6 protein-coding genes are annotated in these 18,900 nt (G+C 61.4%); 5 read left to right on the forward strand and 1 reads right to left on the reverse strand.

Annotated elements, in window-relative coordinates; all coding sequences use genetic code 11:
• Positions 1–474: 474 nt before the first annotated feature.
• Positions 475–2,109 carry a beta-N-acetylhexosaminidase gene (locus tag E4021_RS16145; protein WP_136460415.1) on the reverse strand — a complete coding sequence of 545 codons (1,635 nt, stop codon included), beginning with the start codon at positions 2,107–2,109 and terminating at the stop codon, positions 475–477.
• A gap of 1,348 nt (positions 2,110–3,457) precedes the next feature.
• Here E4021_RS16145 and E4021_RS16150 point away from each other — a divergent pair.
• Genes E4021_RS16150 through E4021_RS16170 form a run of 5 tightly spaced genes read left to right on the forward strand, consistent with a single transcriptional unit; the run spans position 3,458 to position 18,897 of the window.
• Complete coding sequence (locus tag E4021_RS16150) at positions 3,458–4,450, forward strand: hypothetical protein (RefSeq protein WP_136460416.1); 993 nt, start codon at positions 3,458–3,460, stop codon at positions 4,448–4,450.
• Positions 4,451–4,453: 3 nt separating this feature from the next.
• Positions 4,454–6,484, forward strand: coding sequence for a hypothetical protein (locus E4021_RS16155; protein WP_136460417.1), 2,031 nt, complete (start codon positions 4,454–4,456; stop codon positions 6,482–6,484).
• Between the two features lie 5 nt (positions 6,485–6,489).
• The gene (locus tag E4021_RS16160) at positions 6,490–9,882 is read left to right on the forward strand and encodes a DUF6603 domain-containing protein (RefSeq protein WP_136460418.1); all 3,393 of its coding nucleotides are present in this window, start codon (positions 6,490–6,492) and stop codon (positions 9,880–9,882) included.
• A 7-nt stretch (positions 9,883–9,889) separates the two neighbouring features.
• A complete protein-coding gene (locus tag E4021_RS16165; RefSeq protein WP_136460419.1) occupies positions 9,890–13,339 on the forward strand; it encodes a hypothetical protein in 3,450 nt (1,149 codons plus the stop codon).
• A 59-nt stretch (positions 13,340–13,398) separates the two neighbouring features.
• Positions 13,399–18,897 (forward strand): hypothetical protein, encoded by a 5,499-nt coding sequence (locus E4021_RS16170; protein ID WP_136460420.1) that lies wholly within the window; start codon positions 13,399–13,401, stop codon positions 18,895–18,897.
• The last annotated feature ends 3 nt before the right edge of the window (positions 18,898–18,900 follow it).

An 18,900-nucleotide genomic window follows, 5' to 3' on the forward strand; every position in this document is an offset into this window, starting at 1 on the left:
CGGTGGGGTGTCCATTTGACCAAAATACTTCAAAAGGAGGATAAAATCAAGGTGCTCATGCATTACATCGATATTCACCTCAAGCCCCCTCGTATGCTCTCCCTCGGTCAGGGTCAAGCATTTCGTAGCTCCCGACCAAAGTTTGGTGTTGTTGTCGGGGGGTTACTCCCCCCCCTCTACCACCATGCGAAGGTGCCTGGACTTGTGACATCATTCGGGATGCGTCATACAATAATGCTGTAAATTCCGCTGTCACGCGAATTGATAAACAATACTGATACCCTCTTTTCAACTTTCCGTCACCGCATAGGAGCTTTCCGCGAGTATAGCGGTCCACTCGCGATACGAAATGTTCTCCCAGAGGGCTGTTCATATCGCGGGCTTCTCTGCCCCGATATCAATTACAAATTGCAGTCTGCTTTCTCCAATGCTGGATCGACCAACTGGGGTTCTTTGCCCTTGGGTGAAGGGGCCTCAGTTTCCGGCCGCCTGCTTTTCGACCACCGCATCCGGGGCGTAGTAGATTCCTTTACTTATCCACCGCTGCTGCAGCCTCGGGAGCGCGGCTTTGAAGGCTTCAAAGCTCTTGTGTTCTTTTTCCGTCCACCCCACCTCAGCATAGGCCGCTATCCGCGGAAAGACCAGAAAGTGCATCTGCCCGTCGGTAGGAATCCATTCCCCCCACATCTGGCAGCCGGTGCCGATGATGTTGTCGTGGTAGCTGGGATCGAGCTCCTTGGGGACGGGGTCAAAGGCATACGCTTCCGACAGGGGTATGCTTTCGTAGCTGTAGTCGAGGTAAGTTCGGCTGTGGAGGGAGTTGACGATCTCGAACCCGTTTTCCGCGGCGCGGGTGGCCAGCTCCGGATCCCCTTTCCAGAAGTGCACTATGGTGGAGCTGGCCAGTTCCTGGTCGGATTCGGTATCCGCCGTATCCTGGTAATCGTGGAGGTTGTGGCCCATGATCTCGTTCCATCCCATCATCCGTCTTCCCTTGCTTTCCAGATAGCGGGAGATACCATTCGTAAAGAACACCTGGAGTTCGGCGGGGGTATCCAGCCCGTTATTCGCCATGTATTCCCGCACGGTGGGCGAAGATTTCCAGTGATCGTACTTGACCTCATCTCCTCCAATGTGGATGACGCGGGAAGGAAACAGGCTGACCACTTCATCGAGCACGTCGGTAAGGAAGCGGACCACCTTCGGATCGCTTACGTCGTACACGTCCTGACTGACCCCGAACCAAATAGGTACCTCAATCTTCTGCTTCGCGGTGCCCAACCAGGGGTAGGCCGCGATGGCAGCGCTGGAGTGACCGGGCATTTCAATTTCCGGCACCACCGTGATGTGCCGCGCTGCGGCGTAGGCGACGATCTCCCGGATTTCGTCCTGTGTATAGAATCCTTCGTGCGGCTCGGCCGACTGGATGGGGCTATCCCACTTCAGCGGACCCACCTGTGAGCTCTTCCGTTTGCCACCAACCTCCGTAAGCAGGGGGTATTTCTTGATCTCTATCCTCCATCCCTGGTCATCGACCAGGTGCCAGTGGAATACATTCATCTTGAGGTGCGCCATTTCATCCAGGAGGAGCTTCACCTGCTCCGACCCCTTGAAAAAGCGCCCCTCGTCGAGCATGAACGCGCGCCAGGCGAAGCGGGGGGCGTCGCTGATGGTTACCGCCGGCAATTGGAAGGACTCCACGGAATGGTCGGTCTCCGGCAGCAGCTGCAGCAGGCTCTGCACCCCGTAGAACCAACCGGCACCACCGGAGGCAAGGAGCTCGATTCCTTCCCCTCCCACGATCAGCCGGTAGGCTTCTTGTCCCAGTGTTTCATCCACTTCGAACTTTACCGCCGGAGCGCGGGATCCCGCGTTCCCACCGATGGCCAGCCGTATGCCCGTACGCTCACCGATGGCGTCCTGCAGGACCCGCGCCGCCGCCTCGCTTTGCGCCCCGGCCCGGATAGGGATGCCCCCGTCCAAGGTGAAACTCCCCTCCCCCACCACTACCTCCTGGGGCCGCGGCACGATATGGATATCCTGGGCCGCCAGGTGGAAAGAAGCTCCCCAGGCCAGGGTTGCGAGCAGGAGGATGAGGAAGTTATGCATGGGTCAATGAGCGTTGGTTGCTGAAGAAATCCAGGGCCGGTCTGGAGCAATCTGGATCCCGCTGTCTGGCAGTTTGAAGGTACATAAAGGGCGAGACTGGTGGGCGCCCCTGCGATGGTGTCATTGGTGCGTGTTCTACGGGGTATACACGATGAACGTTACCGTACCGCGTTGTTATTGATTCTTTCAATCATCCCTTTTCTAATCCATTGGGTAACAGCAAAGGACATTACCCAAGCCAACCATAGCCAATATTCATATCTAAATGCCCAATTGACCGCTGGCGGAATAAATACTACCCACTCTATAATGAGCATCAATCCGACTTTTTCGGGCCGTATATTAGAGCCAACAGCATCAAATACTGCCATCACTATGAGGAACCCACTGATTATCAGCAGTCCATAAGTGAGGAACTGTAGCGGTATGGTCAACAAATTCCAAATCAGAACACTACCCCAGCCTTCTTGCTGGACTCCAATGATTTCAAACAATACTAAAGTCAGATACGTCGTCACAATGAACCCAACCAGATGGATCCAATTTGTGGACAATATTTTCAAGGTGTGTTTAATTCTGCTCAACGCGTTGTCTTTTAATTTATTCCAAGGTAGGCCCGGCAGCAACCGTAGGGGTCGAAACACACCCATATTCAGGGCGGACACCTTGCCAGATGCCCGTCATCTGCCGTAGCTGAACGCCATGAACGATACAACCACGACGCCTTGAACTCAAAACGGAGCAAAAGCTTTTCCGCCCACCGCATGATTCTCTACTTGACGGCACCAATCAAAGAACAGGACTGTGATCCATTGCGCACGCGGGGAGATCACGGCCTAAAACATCTGGCTAATGCCCTGCAGGGGTTATTGCTCGGAAGACTTCTGCCCTACTTCCGGATAACTCAACCACCCGAATCCGCTGCAGCGATCGGGTTCAAACGACACTTCTTTGGACATGCTGGGTAGTCGGCTTCCGGCGCTTGGCATACCTGGAGTGAGCGCCTCCGAAACGGAATACTAACCGACGTGCTTCGGCGGGAAAGTGGAGCTCAAACCCACTTTAGAGGGCCCCAACCGGGGCTTATGATGCAGCAACGCGCCACCAATATAAATATCCAGCTTCCCTTTGCATTATCGGGAAATAGCCGCTAATTTCCTTAGGCGGATCGAGGGTTGACTCACTCTTTACGCGCATATTACGCTTAGGTGACGTATGCTCTCTACGTTACATATACCCGATCAACAAGGTTAAATCCGTTTAGCTCCCCTTTGGCCCCACCAGTCCGTGCGGGCCCTAAGGAGCATATAGGTATGTCGCCTGAAGCATCATTTTATCCTAACACCCAATGGCAGTACGACTTACGGAGAGCCGCTTACCCGCAAATTTTACGGCCGCCGATCTGGGTCAGGCCGCTACCGCAACCGACGGTCGCTGCGTATTGGTTTCCTTCATTCCTTCTCCGTTGGTCGTGGGCCGTCCTAACAGCTATGTTCTCTTTGTCACCGATGCGGCGTTAGTTGCCGCTGCTCAGACCTACGAATGGACCTTCCGCGAAGGCGATCACCCGCCGGTGGTGCAAAGCAGCGACGAGGGGGAGACCACTTACCAACCGGTCCACGCCGGACCGCTCACCCTCACGGTGCGCGTGCTGGGGGCCGGCAACGCCGAACAGGCCAGCGTCGCGTTGGCGCAGGCCAGCGTCGCGCCCAATGCCACCCTGGAGCAGCAGATCGCCGCCGCCTCCCAGCAACCCGGCCCTGGCCTCGGCAACCCGGGCGTAGCGCGCGAACTGATCAACGATCACAACGCTTACTACCAGGCCGCCGCTACGCAGTTCGCGGCGGGTGACGAGCAATTCGGTTGCTTCCTGTTCAGTACCGTGTATGACGGTGCACTACGGCAACCCGCCGATCGCCGGCGGCAGCACGTGCAGCAACTGGCCGCATCGCTGAACAACAGCCTGGGCAACTTCGCCGAACTCGCCGCGGAAGCGACGGGCACCTGCGGCATCCGTCTGTTCCTGCTCGCGATGTCGCTGGGTGCGGCGCCGCCCGTACCCTGGACCGAAATTCCCGAAACCCCGGCCGCCCGGCCGCCGGTGGAGGCACAGCTCCGCACCCGCATCAATGCACTGGACCCGACGGTCAAAGTAGACCTGTTCAATTTGCTACGGTTCCCGAAGAGCAACATTTTCCAGTGCGCGCGGCTGTTGGTGGCCCTGCGCGACCGCTACTTCGCCGGCGCCAGTTTCAACGACGTGATCAGCGGCATGTCGGGTACGCGCGCCGTCTGGATCACCCGCCACCTGCGTGAAGGACCCATCCTGAGAAACCCGTAACCCATGAGCTCTACCACAACGGGCAATCAGTCCAGCAACCGGTGCGCCCTCCTGGCCATACCCCCTAACACCGCCCCGACCGGCGGCCCCGGCAGCCCGCCGGGGCCGACGCCTGCGGCCGGGCCGCCCCCTGCTTTCAACGGCATACCCGAACACGTACCCCAGCGTACCTTCATTTCTTCGCCCCGGGTAGCGGGTGACGACTTTCTCGAGGGGGCCCGTACCTACCACCAGAACTGTGGGCTAGCCCCGGTATGGGTCGATTCACTGGCGCATATGGTCCGGCTGTTGAGCGAAGACACGCTCACGCATTTCGACCGCATCCGGCTGGTGACGCATGCCAACGGGGACGACCTGATCATACCGCTGTTCGGACAAAGCACGGTACAGGCGGATCGCCACGCGCTGGAAGACCACCTCAACGGTTTTGCCGAAAGCGACGAGCGGGGTATTCTCTCGATTCTGGATCTCGGCCTGGGGCAGCATTTTTTCAGTTGGTCCAACTCCACGATCCTGGCGGTGATCCGGGCCGGCAATTCGGGCCTGCTGGCGCCCTACGGCATCGCTACTTCGGGGCTGCCACCGGGCGACCTGCAGCGCTTTCTTTTTTATTGCTGCGACCTGGTCTTCGTCACGGCCAACCGCGTCAAGCGCAACGGGAGCAATCTGAACGCGGCCGATAAGAATAGCCTCCTCCGCGCCGTTCGTCGCTTAATCGACCTCACCGCACCGGCCACCGGGGCGGATGCGCTACGCACTTTTCTGACCGGCCGGCCCGTAAACGACCTGGGCCCGGACGCCACTCATACGTTCAACTACACGCTCCCGGCGGGCGCGATGAATTTATTCCTGCTGGCCGGGCGGGCCGCCGAAGCCAGCGAAGCCGGGTTCAGAACCCAACTCACTACCGTAAAAAATCGCCTGGACAGCAATTCCACCCTCGACGTGCGAGGCTGCCGGGCCGGCCAATACACGAGTTACCTGCGGGCCTTGCAGGCTTTTTTCGGCCGTACGGGTAACCGGCCCAAAATAACCGCCCCCCGGTGGTACCAGTTTTTCGGCTCGTGCGAACGCAGTGTCGTCGGGAACAACGCCGAATTGCGCAACCTCCTCCAAACGGGTGCCGATGCCGCCGGGATCCGGGCCGCCTTCGCCGAATGGATGGACCGCAGCCGGGTGCAGGAGCGACACCAACCCTTCTGGTTGGCCCGCCTGCTGCGCAATTCGGGAAACGTCATTCGGTTTTGCCAGCTGGTGTGGCGCGCCGATCTGCCCCCACTCGCTCCACCGCTATCGCCCGTGGGGTGGCCCGCCTTCCTGCTGCTGAATTTCGCACAGGCGATGACAAAAGTGGCCGAATTTTTCAACGTGACCGGTAGCGGGGTACCTACCGCCGCCCAACTTACGGCCCTGCAGCCGCTGGTGAGTACGAAACTGGACGGGTACGCCAGTTTCCTCTTCGCCACGGTCGACGAGGCGAACAAGGCCGCGACCTTCACCGCCCTGAGCCAGATCGATACCGAAATCGGTACCACGCTAGTACCCAATACCGCCCCGGCGCCGCTACAAGTAAGTCAGGTGACCGGCTACCAGGCGGCGCTGATCAACGCCCTGGAGACCACCCAACTGGCCCCCATCCGCAACTTGATGGCGGCCTGCGAAGCCCGCATCCAGGACGCTGCCGATCCCGGCATGTACTACTATATGATCAATGCGGGACTACCGGTTTTTCTCTTTCGCACGGAGGAACGAATGCTGACGGGTCACCGGATCAGCGCCACCCACAACCGGATCGTGGTGCACGCGACGCATCGCGACCCGGCTTTCCGCCAATGGCCCCGCTTGCTGTGGGCCGAGCCCCTGCCGGCCGCTAATACGATCGACACCCTCGTGGTCACCAATGCCGACGCCCGTCGCTTCGCGATGATGGTCCGTTCGGCCGAGCCCGGCGATACCGACGTAGCGGCCTGCCCGCACCCGACTTGCGACCAGGCCCTCGAAAAAGTAACCAATACTCCGGACTCCTTATTCTGACCGCCATGGCCCAGCAAGACGCCTTACAATCGATCCTCGCCGAAGTCGGTCACGCGCTGGCTCCCTTCCGTACCGTCGATTCGCCGGCCCGGGCGACCGCTTTTTTCCGGCAACTGGGCTACGAGATCCCGCCCGGGAACTTCGGCAGTGGCCTGACCGAACTGGCGACGCACACGGGTGAGATCGTGGCGGCCGCCCAACGCCTCGTGGCCACAACTCCGGGCAACGAGGAAGTAGCGGCCGCTATCCTCGACATGATGGGCCGGCTTAGCCTGATCATCGCCGCGGCCAAAAAACTGGAATCCGAGATTGTTGCCGGCGGAGGAGGGGCAATACCCGATATCGACGACCTGCCGCGCCGACTGGTCGATTTTCTGTTGCTCGATTATCTCGAAAGTGAAAAGGCCCAGCTGCACGAAGCGCTGCACCTCATCGGGCTGATCGAGCACGATCCGGTAGCCGGGTCGGGGCAACCCGTCCGGCTCATCAACTGGGATCGCTTTGGGATGATGCTCAGCAACCCCTCGGCAATTTTCGATACTGTGTACCAGTGGAATACGGCCTTCGATGATGCCGAATTTCTGTCCCGCCTGGACAAATTGATGCGGGCCACCTTTCTGCCCGGCGGATTGTACGACCAGCCCGAATCCACCCGCACCCTGCTCGGCAACACCAGTCCGGGATTGAAAGAACTGCGCTTCCCGCTCTTACAGGCCGGGCTAACCGAAGCTACCTACAGCCAATTCGGCATCACCTTCTCCCCCGCCGAAGCCCAGGGTGGCAAAAAAAGGGGCATCGCGCTGCTCCCCTATCTGATGGGGGCGGCGGCATTCGATTTTGCTGTCTGCGAAAGGGGGCAACTGTTGTTCTCCGCTACAGCCGACATCAAGGGCGTAGGGCTGGTGGTGCGGCCGCCATTCGAGGCGGAGGGCATCCTGAACCTGGCCGGCGGCTTTCAGGCCGCGGTGGAGATCCGTCAGCACCCCAATCACGCGCCGGAGCTGATCCTCATCGGCACCGGCGGTGGTACCCGGTTGGCCGTACAGGGGCTGGGGATTACCTGGTTCACCCGGTCGGTGAGCAATCAGCTGGACGTGGGCTTCGAAGGCCAAATTCAGGCCCTGCGCCTGGTCATCGCCCCCGGCGAGGGGGATGGCTTCCTGGCCCAGCTACTTTCCGGCCTGAACGTTGCGACGGAGGCCGAACTGGGTTTTGGCTACAGCCTGCTGAGCGGCTTCTACGTCACGGGCGGGGCAAAATTCGCCATTGAGATTCCGACCCACGTCGAGCTGGGTCCGGTCAAGATCCTGAGTGCTAAACTGGCCCTGCTGATCGCCGATGAAAAATTGCGCCTCGAAGCGGGCGCCAATTTCCGCTTCGACCTCGGACCGCTCCAGGCTACGGTGGAAAACATCGGGATGGGTGTCGATATGTATTTCCGCGCCGGCAACGCCGGACCGCTCGACCTGGTCGTCGGGTTCAAACCGCCCAACGGAGTGGGCCTCTCCGTAGATGCGGGCGTGGTGAAGGGCGGCGGCTACCTCTATTTCGACTTCGAAAATGAGGAGTACGCCGGCGCGCTTGAGCTGGTGTTTTCCGGCTTTATCACCTTGAAGGCTATCGGGCTGATCACGACCCGGATGCCGGACGGTTCCAAGGGCTTCTCCCTGCTGATCATTATCACGGCCGAATTCGGAACGGGGTTCCAGCTGGGTTTCGGCTTCGTCCTGCTCGGGGTCGGCGGGCTCCTGGGACTGAACCGAACGATGAAACTGGAGGCCCTCGCCCAGGGCATCCGCACCGGAACGGCGCAGAACATCCTGTTCCCGACCGACGTGATAGCCAACGCGCCGCGCATCATCAGCGACCTGCGCACCGTGTTCCCGCCCGAGAACGGCCGGTTCCTGATCGGGCCGATGGCCAAGATCGGCTGGGGTACTCCGGCCCTGATCACCCTCTCGCTGGGCATCATCATCGAGATTCCCGGCAACATTGCGATCCTGGGGGTACTGAAAGTAGCACTACCCACCGAAGCGGCGCCGCTGGTGATCCTTCAGGTGAGTTTTATCGGTGCGATCGAGTTCGACAAGAAGCGGATCTGGTTTTTCGCTACCCTCTTCGGATCGCGGGTACTGTTCTTCACCCTGGAGGGGGAAATGGGCATCCTGATGGCCTTTGGCGACGATGCCAATTTCGTGCTTTCCGTCGGCGGCTTTCACCCCAGTTTCACGCCGCCGCCGCTGCCGTTCCCGTCACCCAGGCGGATTGCCTTCGACATTGCCAATACGCCGACGTATGCGATCCGGGTGGAAGGCTACTTCGCCATCACGTCCAATACCGTTCAGTTCGGGGCCCGGGCGGAACTGCGAATCGGCATGTCGAACTTTGGTGTTTCGGGGCACATCGCCTTCGATGCCCTTTTCCAGTTTTCGCCTTTCTACTTCATCATCACCATTTCAGCGTCTGTATCGCTCAAGGCCTTCGGCGTGGGCCTGTTCAGCATCCGGCTCAACTTCGAGCTGTCCGGACCGGAACCCTGGCGCGCGAAGGGCTCGGGATCGCTCGAGCTCCTGTTCTTCTCCATCGAAGCGGACTTCGACATCACCTGGGGCGAAGACCGCCGCGAAACCCTGCAACCCGTCAGTTCGCTGGAACTGCTGACCACGGAACTCAATAAACTGGAAAACTGGACCGCCGAGCTCGCTGGGGCCAACCGCCTGCTGGTCAGCTTACGCAAAATGGACGAAAGCGAGGGGCTGGTGCTCCACCCGGTGGGGGTACTGCGGTTCACCCAACGCGCCGTACCTATCGGCATTAGCCTGGACAAAATCGGTGCACCGGCCGTGAAGGATTACTCGCGGTTCAACTTTGCCAGTGCCGCGGGCAGTGCCTGGGGTAAGGTGGGCGATCCGCGGGAAAACTTTGCCATTGCGCAATTCCAGAATCTATCGGACGCCGAAAAGCTCAGTCGCCCGTCTTTCCAGCAGGAGGTAAGTGGTGCCGAACTGTCGGTGGCCGGCACCACCACGCGCACTGGCTTCATGACCAAACGCACCGTCCGCTACGAGCAGATCGTCATCGATACCAATTACCGGCGTTTTGCACGGCGGCTGGTAGGCTACTTCGGCAGTCTGTTCAACCAGTTCCTGCGCGGCAATGCCGTTGCGCTGTCGCCACTGTCGCGGGAATCCAAACGGCAGTTCGACCCGCTGGAGGAGAAACTGGCCGTGCTACCGGAAGGCTTCGGCGTGGTGACCACGGTGGACAATTCACCGGTCACGAACCTCTTTGCTTCCGAGGCCGAAGCCCGGGAATACCTGCACCTGCGCATCGCCGACAACCCGAACGCCGCAGTGATGCTGGACGTCGTTCCCGAATTCGAAGTCAACCTGAACTAACCGAGCCATGAGCGATCTACCGACCTATTCCTTCCTGCCCTGGTTGCGGCACGGTGTGGCGAATACCATCACTACCGCCGACGTTGAAAGTGGCGGCGCGCCCCTGCGGGCTTCCGTGTCCGTCAAATTGCAGCTCACCGGGCAGCCCGTCGCAACGACTCCCGCCCTGGATCAGACGATCGAAAAGCAGGTCATGCTCTACGGGCCAGGCGATATCGTGGGCATCGAAGCGAAAGCCATCGTGAAGGTGGAACCACGACACTGGATCACCAACTTCGAGCCCAACTACCTGCCCTATATCGAGTTTTACGACGAGGACTTTCCCTGGCGGTACACCCCAGCCGCGCCCGGCCCGCACCACCGCCTACGGCCATGGATTATGCTGGTGGTGCTGAAAGCCGACGAGTTTCAGGACGGCAAGAACGTACTGGACCGGCCCCTCCCCTTCATTACCGTAGCCAAGCAGCGTACCCTGCCACTGGCGGACGATCTCTGGGCCTGGGCTCACGTGCACGTCAACCGCTCGTTGAATGGTGCCGACCCGAAAAAGGTAACGGAAAGCAATATCGATCTGGTCGTTCAGAACCTGAGCGCCACCCTCGCCCAGAACCCCGACCTGGCCAGCGCCCGCATCGTGTGCCCACGGCGGCTGGAGCCCAGCACGACCTACTACGCTTTCGTGGTACCGGTTTTTGAGGCCGGCCGTTTGGCGGGACTGGGACAGCCGCTGCCGCCGGCCCTGACGGCTACGCAGTCCGCCTGGAGCTCGGTCGACGCCGGCGTGGAACTGCCCGTGTATTACCGCTGGCAGTTCAGCACCGGTACGGCCGGTGATTTCGAATATCTGGTACGGCTCCTCCAACCCAAGACGGCCGACCCCCGGCTCGGGAGGCGCGATATGGACGCCAGCCTGCCCGGGGCCAATCTGCCGCCCTGGCAGGAAGCCCCCGGCCTGCCCGCCGGGCAGGAAACCGGCGGGCTCTTCAAGCTCGGCGGTGCCCTGCGGGCGCCGCTCTCGTTTGCGGAATACGAAAAGATCAAAAAATACGAGGAGTGGACGGCCGCTCCGGCCCCCGCGCCGCACCCCTTCCAGGAGTCCCTGGCCGCCCTGCTCAACCTGGAAGACGACTACAAGCGGCTGGCGGCCCAAGTGGCGAACCAGCAAAGTGGCCTGTTCCCGGCCGTACCCGAAGATCCGGATGACCCGGAGGACCTGGACCCCGTCGTCGTGCCGCCGATCTACGGACGCTGGCACGCCAAGACCCCCCGTCTGCTGACCGATGCCGACGGCAATGCGCTGCCCGAAACACACAACTGGATCCACGAACTCAACCTGGACCCGCGCTTCCGGGCCGCGGCCGGCTTCGGTACCGCCGTGGTGCAGGACAAGCAGGAAGATTACATGTTTGCCGCCTGGCAACAAATCGGGGACGTGCTGAAGGGCAACCAGCTCATTCGCCAGGGCCAGTTGTCGCTCCACGCGTCCACCCGCTGGCACCAGCGCTACCTGGCAGCAATGGCCGTGCCACGTCCCCAGCAGTTGTTCCTGCTCACCGCTCCCGCGCACCGCCGCGTAATACACGAAGGGGTGACCATACTACACGCACTGCGTCAGGCCCCCGTACCTCCATCGATAGTTTCGCCGGCAATGCGCCGCATCCTGCGCCCCGGCGGCCGACTGATGACCCGGCTGGGTGGAACCACCCCCGTCGATACCGGTTCGCTGCTCGTGCGCCTCAATGCGGGCGAGATCCACGCCGCGCCCCCCAAAACGGCGGGACCCAGTACGCAGACCTTGTCCGCGGTAGACGATCAACTGGTGGACACCACCATCCCGACCTGGGCCGACGATCTGCTCCAACGCTTCCCCCGCCTGAAATGGATCGCGCTGATCGTGGCCATCCTGCTTGCTCTCCTCCTCCTCGTACTCCTCCCCCCGCTGGCCGTTGGCCTGGGCTTGGCGGCCGTGGTGCTGGTGGCGGGCGTTGCGCTGTTCAGGCTCATTTCCAGCTGGGAACAACGGCGACGGCAGGCGGTCCTTAAGGATCTCGAACAGGTCGAGCCGGAGCGGTTGGAGGAATTGCCTGCCCGGCCCGATTTTCGGCTTACCGCCCCGGGCGATCCGTTCCGGCCAGGTACCGGTACGTCGGACAGCGAAGAGGGCCGGCGCTTCCGCGAAAGCTTGATTGACCTGGCCTACCTGGCCCGGGAGGATGAAGCAGCGGGACGGCAGCCACCCCTGCGCCCGCTGGATTTCCCCGCCCTGCAGGCTGCGATCCTGGAGCGAATGCACCCGAACCAGACCATTCCGCCGCTGGTCATGGGCAAGATCCGGCTGCCGGGGTGGGTCACCGGGCAGTTCGTCCGCGATTTCGATCCCATCATGGCCTACCCCGTGATCGACCTGCCGATGTACAAACCGCTGGCCGACGGTTCGACCGAGCGATTCCTGCCCAATCTCCATTTGATCGAGAACAACACCATCTCCCTGCTGAAAACCAACCAGAAATTCATCGAATCTTACCTCGTGGGAATCAATCATGAGTTTGGGCGGGAGCTGCTGTGGCGCGAATACCCGACCGACCAACGGGGCAGCAGCTTTCGTCAATTCTGGGACGTAAGCTCGGTACTAAAGCCCACCACCTTCCCGGAACCCAAAAAAGAGAAAGAACGGCAGTGGCGCGAAGGGCTCTACGATATTCCCCCCATCCACAACTGGTCCGCTACGAGCCAACTGGGCGACCACGACAACCGCGAACTGCCCGGCCAGGTCCAGGAAGAAGAAGTGGTCCTGGTGGTGCGCGGCGAACTGCTGAAGAAATACCCGACGGCCGTAATCTACGCGCACAAGGCCGAATGGGTACTCCTGCCAAGCGGCAAGGTCGACCTGGAAAAGATGCGCAAACTCGCCCCGCTGACCACGGCCGACGAAGCCGACCTGGCCGACGGACAGGTGGCCGACAGCAACACCAAACTGAAGACCCCGCTGTACGGTGCACAAATCAAGCCCGACATCTACTTCTTCGGCTTCAACCTGACGGTGGAGGAAGTAAAGGGAGCCAAGGGCGACGAGCCCGATGCCCCGACGCGGCCCGGCTGGTTCTTCGTGATCAAGGAGCGCCCGGGCGAGCCTCGCTTCGGGTTGGATATCGACAAAGCCACGGTCAAAAACAGCTGGAACGACCTGTCCTGGGAGGACGTAGCGCTGGTGGACGGCACCCTAGACGTCGGCGGCAGCGCGCCAGTGGTCAACCTGACCACCCCGACCAAGGGAGCGGCCGAGGACAACGAAAGCTTCCAGGCCCGCCGCGACCAGTACGAAGAAGACAAGAACCTGCAGTGGAGCGCGCAGACCAATGCGGCCGAACTGGCCTACATCCTCTACCAGGTACCCGTGTTGGTAGCGGTACACGGCGCCGAGATGCTGCCGGCCGACCTGGCCGCGGGAGACTTATAGGATTGAAACCTTTCCCAACTGTGAGCAGGGCCACCGACCCTGCCAAAAAACGTTGAGCCATGCCTGATTTTTCAACCCTTAAGAAAGAACTGGATTTTCGCCTTGCGGCGGAACGGCGCGCCATCCTGGCGCAGGAACGGGAACGCAGCCTGCGGGAACGGGCGGCACAGTTGAAGCGCTCGGCCGGCGACAATAACCAGGACACCTGGCGGGAGATCGAAAAACTGCGCGAACGGGCCGACACCGCGGCCGCTAACTACCAGGCAGCCCTCAGTGATCGGACCCAAAGCCGGGCACGACTCAACGACATCTGGGCAACCCTCCTGCCCTTGACGGATCCCCGTGAGCACATCCAGCAATGGAGCGATGACTGGCCCGTCCTGCTTTTTCCCGTCCGGGTAGAAACGCGTTTCAAACGGGTCACGAACGCCGAGGGAAGACCGGGCGATGAACTCTGGGTCCGTATTTATCCCGACGATTGCCTGATCGACACTTTCGAAGCCGATCTCACGCAGATGGAACAGCAAAACGCCCGCCGCTTCTGGGCCTTTTACTGGGCTGCGGCCGGGAACGAGGAACAAGAACGTCGGGCCTGGCGCGACCTGGTGACCGCCCACGGGTCGGGCCGGGCGGGCTGGATCATCGAGCACTATGCGCCGCTCAACCCTTCGGACCGCCCGGCCTCCCCGCCGCCGCCCAATACCTTTTACCTGACCATCCCCGTCGCCGATACCGAGCCCCTGGGTACGGATGCCGGGGCGGTCGCCGATTTCTGGCGTGCCGTCTACCTCGGCACCAAAATTGCCGCCGATGCCAGCGACCTGGCCCGTCGCTACCCGCCGGCCAATCTGAGGGAGGCCGCCCCGGAGGGGGCCACGATCCAGGTTGTCTACCTGCGCTTCCCGGCCTTCGCGGAAGCGGCGGCGAAACCCTTTTCCTGGTCCCAGGCCCCGCAAGCCCGACTCTTGCCGGAACGCTTCGTGTTTTTAGGCTACCGCTACGTGGAAGGCAAACTGGAGCTGGTTCAGGAGGCAATTACGGCCCGCCCGGTCCAGGCCCCGTTGTCGGTGGGCCCAAACCCCACCGCGCCGGAGGCGGAGCAATTTCAGGAAACGGAAGAAGGAGACTTGCTCATCCCGGAGGAGATGCAGTGGATGACCGATTTTGGTGCCGCGCTCGACAAGGGTATGGCACTGCGCATCCCACTAACGGACACCCTTGGATTCGACCGTGTACTCATCCTCGGCCTGCGCCTGGGCAGCGATCCGGTGGAGGCTAAAGGGGAACTCACCGAACTGCTGCGCCATCACCTCTACGGCCGCTCCGGACTGAGCCTGGTTCCCCAAGGCACACCGACCAATAACACGGACGAAGGACCCGCCGGCTACCAGCGGACCGACGATCCGGACGAAAGTTTCCCGGTCTTCGTAAAGCAGCAGCGACTATACGCACCAACGACCGATCCCACGCGAAAAACCGATGGTCAGCGTCTGGCCGAATGGTTGGGGTTGGACCATGAGCTGATGCAGCGTATCCCGAATGCCGACCAGACCGATGGCGCCGAAGCCCAAGCCATGAATACCGCTCTATGGCCCGCCACGCTGGGCTACTGGATGCAGAAAATGATGGACCCGATCTTTCGCAACGAGACGATAGTGGCTCAGACACGGGATTTTTTCCTCCGCTATGTGTCAGGCAGGGGTGCTTTGTCCGCCATCCGCATCGGCAAGCAACCCTACGGGATCCTGCCGACCTGTGCTTACCGGCAGATCTCCTGGCCCGGCTTCGACAACCCCGTGGTCGGTACCAGATCAGGGCCGACACCTTTTCTGCCCCGGCTGCACCGCTTTCTGCGGGATTTGGACGACTTCTGGCGGCAAATGAGCACCTCGGTTCCCTACGTGGGTCGATCCAGCAGCGACCCGCAGCAGCAATTGCTCGACATCGTAGGGCTGCATCCCAACTCCGCGGAGTACCACGCCCGCCTGGGGCATAGCCGATCGTTTTACCACAATTACCTGTCCTATGCTGGCTTATTGCCTTCCAAAATAACCACACTCGAACCGACGACTGATGAGTTGCTGGCAGAAGCCAAGAAGCTCCTGACCGCCTTTGGTTACAAGGGAGCCACCGAGCCGAAGATCTTTGAAAAGTATTACCGCACCGGACAGAACCGCCTGAACGGGCCGATCATTGACGATCAGCCGCTGTCGGAAGTGGCGCTCATCCGGCCCTACACTACCGACGGAAAAAATTACCTGGCCTGGCTGGCCGCGGCGGTTGACGACTACGAAGGACAATTGCTGCCGCAAAAGGGGTTCGCGGACCGGCCGAAAGCGCTCCTGTACCTGTTGCTGCGGCACGCCCTGCTGGAAGCCTACGGTAACGCCGGTCACGGCGCCCGCTTCGAAGCAGCGCTCACCGATGCGAACACGTACCGGGAAGCGTTGGCCAATGAGCCGGATTACATCCACGTAGCTGCCGCAACGACGACTAGCGAAAGTCGTTTTGCTCACCTGCTGGCCAACGAACCCGCGCTCGGCAACGCGGACGTATCCCTGGCCAAATACCTGGGAATGTCGCTGCGGGAGGAGGTACCGCCGCTGGTTGCGAACGCCGAATTGCGGCAAATGCAGGCCTCCCTGGCGTATCTGACCAATCTACCGACCGCCCGCCTCGAGCGCCTGCTCGCCGAGCACATCGATTGCTGCACTTACCGCCACGACGCCTGGATGCAGGGTATCGTCCACGAGCGACTGGAACGCAAGCGGGCGCGTTTGCGCGGCGAAGGAGGCGCAGCCACCGGCCTCTACCTTGGTGCCTTTGCCTGGCTGGAAGCGTTGCGGCCGGAAAACAAAATCTTCACACCAGTACAACTGTCAGAGGACTTGGCCGGCATCTTTCAACGACCCGACGATGCCCCGCTGTCAACCGACACTACCAACCAGGGCTATATCCACGCCCCATCGCTCAACCACGCGGTGACGGCGGCGGTACTGCGCAACGGCTACCTGTCCAACGCCACGCCTTCTCAGCCCGAGTTGATGGCGGTCAACCTGTCGAGTGAGCGCGTACGGCTGGCCTTGGACACCCTGGAGGGGATCCGCAACGGACAAAGTCTGGGTGCTTTATTGGGCTACCGCTTCGAGCGGAAGTTGCACGATAAGGACCCGGCCCTGTTCGTCTTTTCCTACCAGCTGCGCCGCCAATTTCCCCTGGTTGCCAACCGGCTGGAAGCGACCAAAGAAACCGACCCCACCGCCCAAGAGGCGATCGCCGCCCGCAACGTAGTGGACGGTTATGCCTTGCTGAAGGCCGCACTCGGTCCGACGAACCAGCTCAACTTCGGTTTTCTCTCGCCCGTGCTGGTCGATCCCGCGCCAACTGCCCCACAGCGTACCTTCATCGAAGAAAGTATCCGCGATCTGCTGGACATCTACGATGCACTTTCCGATCTCGGCCTGTCCGAAAGCGTACACCAGATCGTGCAGGGTAATTACGAGCGCGCGGCCTCGACCCTCGACGCCTACAGCAAGGCCACATTCCCGCAAACGCCGGACGTGGTGGTCACGCCCCGCTCGGGACTGGGGCTGACGCACCGCGTAGCGCTGCACATCGACGGAAACGCTACGGCTCCGGCGGGCGCCCCACCACGGGAGCGGGCCGAGCCCGGGCTGGCGGCGTGGCTGAGCGGAATTCTTCCCCCGCTCTCCACCGTCGGCGTACGGGTGAGTTATACCAACCCCGGAACGCCGCAGCCGCCACCGGTTAGCCTCACCGTTGTGCTGGCGGACGCCGGCCTGCGGGCCCTGGACTTGCTGTACCTGCCCGACCTGGACCCGACACAGGCCCTGGGCCTACTGGAAGAGTGGTTGCTGCGGACGGTATTCAATCTACCGGGCGTACACGCCAATGCCACCGTGCGGATCCTGTATACCGAGCCCCTGAACGACTCGGCGGTGCCGATCACCTACTTCGAACTGGCCCCGCTGCTCCGCAGCTTACGTGCTCTTGTATTGAACGGTCGTCCACTACAACCCACGGATGCGATGCCACCCGGTGAATCCGGCCGCGACCGGGAGCCCAGCCTGGTCCTGGAACGCAATCGCATCGCCCAGGCCTTACCGGACCTAACTTCCCTGAATACGCGCATCACCGCCTGGAACGCCGCTTTCCCCCCGGTGGACCAACAGGTGACGGAATTCGCCACGGTACTGAATGAACTCGGCCGCTACGGCCTACCGGAAGCCCACTTCGGCTTCGCCTACCAGGAACGGCAGGCCATCTATACCTCCGTACTGGACAAGCTGCGCGAATACCTGACGCGCTGGGCCGACCGCCGCCTGGAGTTCGATACGCTTCTGGCCGAGGATCTGCCGGCGGCGGCCGATGCCGCGGCGGCCCACCAGGTGTTGCGCCAGGCGGAAGCCCTTGTCTCTACGGATTTTATCACCCCCGTCCCCCCGTTGCTTCTGGATTACCAGAATGCAGTGATTGCTAAAGGAAATGCCTTCAGCTTGCGACAGTTGGCGCTTACGAATGTGCTGAATAACCCCCCTTCGCCCCTGGAGCAATTCCTGAACGATTTGCGGGCGCTCCTGCCCCTGACGATTTTCGACGCGACGGACTTTTCGCTGGACGATGCGGACGCGTCCGTCACCCGCCTGCAGGAAGACCTGTTGGAGAAAGCCACCACGCTACGTCGCGTTTTGCAACAGCGCAGCGACGCAGCAAACGCCCTCCTGGTCGATCACGATGCCGTGGGCGCTACCGCAACCCAACGACTGGCGGCCCTGCAAGCGGCGGCGCGGGCACTGTTCGGAGACGAGTTCATAACCGTCCCGTATTTCCAACTGCCGGGACCGCAGGGAGCCGAGTGGCAGAATTCGCTGGCCGCCCGGGCGGAGCTGTTGGCGCACGCCGAACGTACCGACCCCCTGCCCATCGATACCTGGCTGCATGGTATGGCACGCGTGCGGGAACGACTACACCACCTGGAGAACGCCTACCTCCTGGCGGAAGGCTTCGGGCGTACACCGGCAGAACTGACCCCAGCCCAGTTTCCCCACCGGCGCTGGGTGCCCGACCCCGAGGGGGCTCCCGGCGTGGAACGGGCCGAGCCCTGGCTGGCCGTAGAATACCCGGCAACCTTTCAGCTTAAAGAGGAAAAATTGCTCTATACCGCCGCCTATTTTGCCGCCTTCCAGCCCGGCGGACGTCAGTGCGGGCTCTTGCTGGACGAATGGACGGAAGTGATACCCACCCGAGAGGAAACCACCGGACTGGCCTTTCACTACGACCGGCCCAATACGGAAGCGCCGCAGACACTGCTGCTGGTTGCCCCAAGCCTGGACCAGGGCGAGTGGGCGTGGGAAGATCTGATAGCTGCCCTGCATCAAACTCTGGACGCCGCCAAACAGCGGGCGGTGGAGCCAGAACAGGTAGAAAAGACAGCCCTGGGAGTCTATTCGCCGGCCACCGTATTCCCCGTTACGCCGTGGTCACTCACGCCTTCGCTGAATTTGAACTGGGTGAACACGGCCATCGGTGATGCCTGATAG

This window comes from Neolewinella litorea (assembly GCF_004803465.1).
GTDB lineage: Bacteria > Bacteroidota > Bacteroidia > Chitinophagales > Saprospiraceae > Neolewinella > Neolewinella litorea.

What these genes read in the sequence shown, in the direction of transcription:
- E4021_RS16145 (WP_136460415.1), bottom strand. Translation starts at nt 2,109, where the DNA reads ATGCATAACTTCCTCATCCTCCTGCTCGCAACCCTGGCCTGGGGAGCT.
- E4021_RS16150 (WP_136460416.1), top strand. Translation starts at nt 3,458, where the DNA reads ATGGCAGTACGACTTACGGAGAGCCGCTTACCCGCAAATTTTACGGCC.
- E4021_RS16155 (WP_136460417.1), top strand. Translation starts at nt 4,454, where the DNA reads ATGAGCTCTACCACAACGGGCAATCAGTCCAGCAACCGGTGCGCCCTC.
- E4021_RS16160 (WP_136460418.1), top strand. Translation starts at nt 6,490, where the DNA reads ATGGCCCAGCAAGACGCCTTACAATCGATCCTCGCCGAAGTCGGTCAC.
- E4021_RS16165 (WP_136460419.1), top strand. Translation starts at nt 9,890, where the DNA reads ATGAGCGATCTACCGACCTATTCCTTCCTGCCCTGGTTGCGGCACGGT.
- E4021_RS16170 (WP_136460420.1), top strand. Translation starts at nt 13,399, where the DNA reads ATGCCTGATTTTTCAACCCTTAAGAAAGAACTGGATTTTCGCCTTGCG.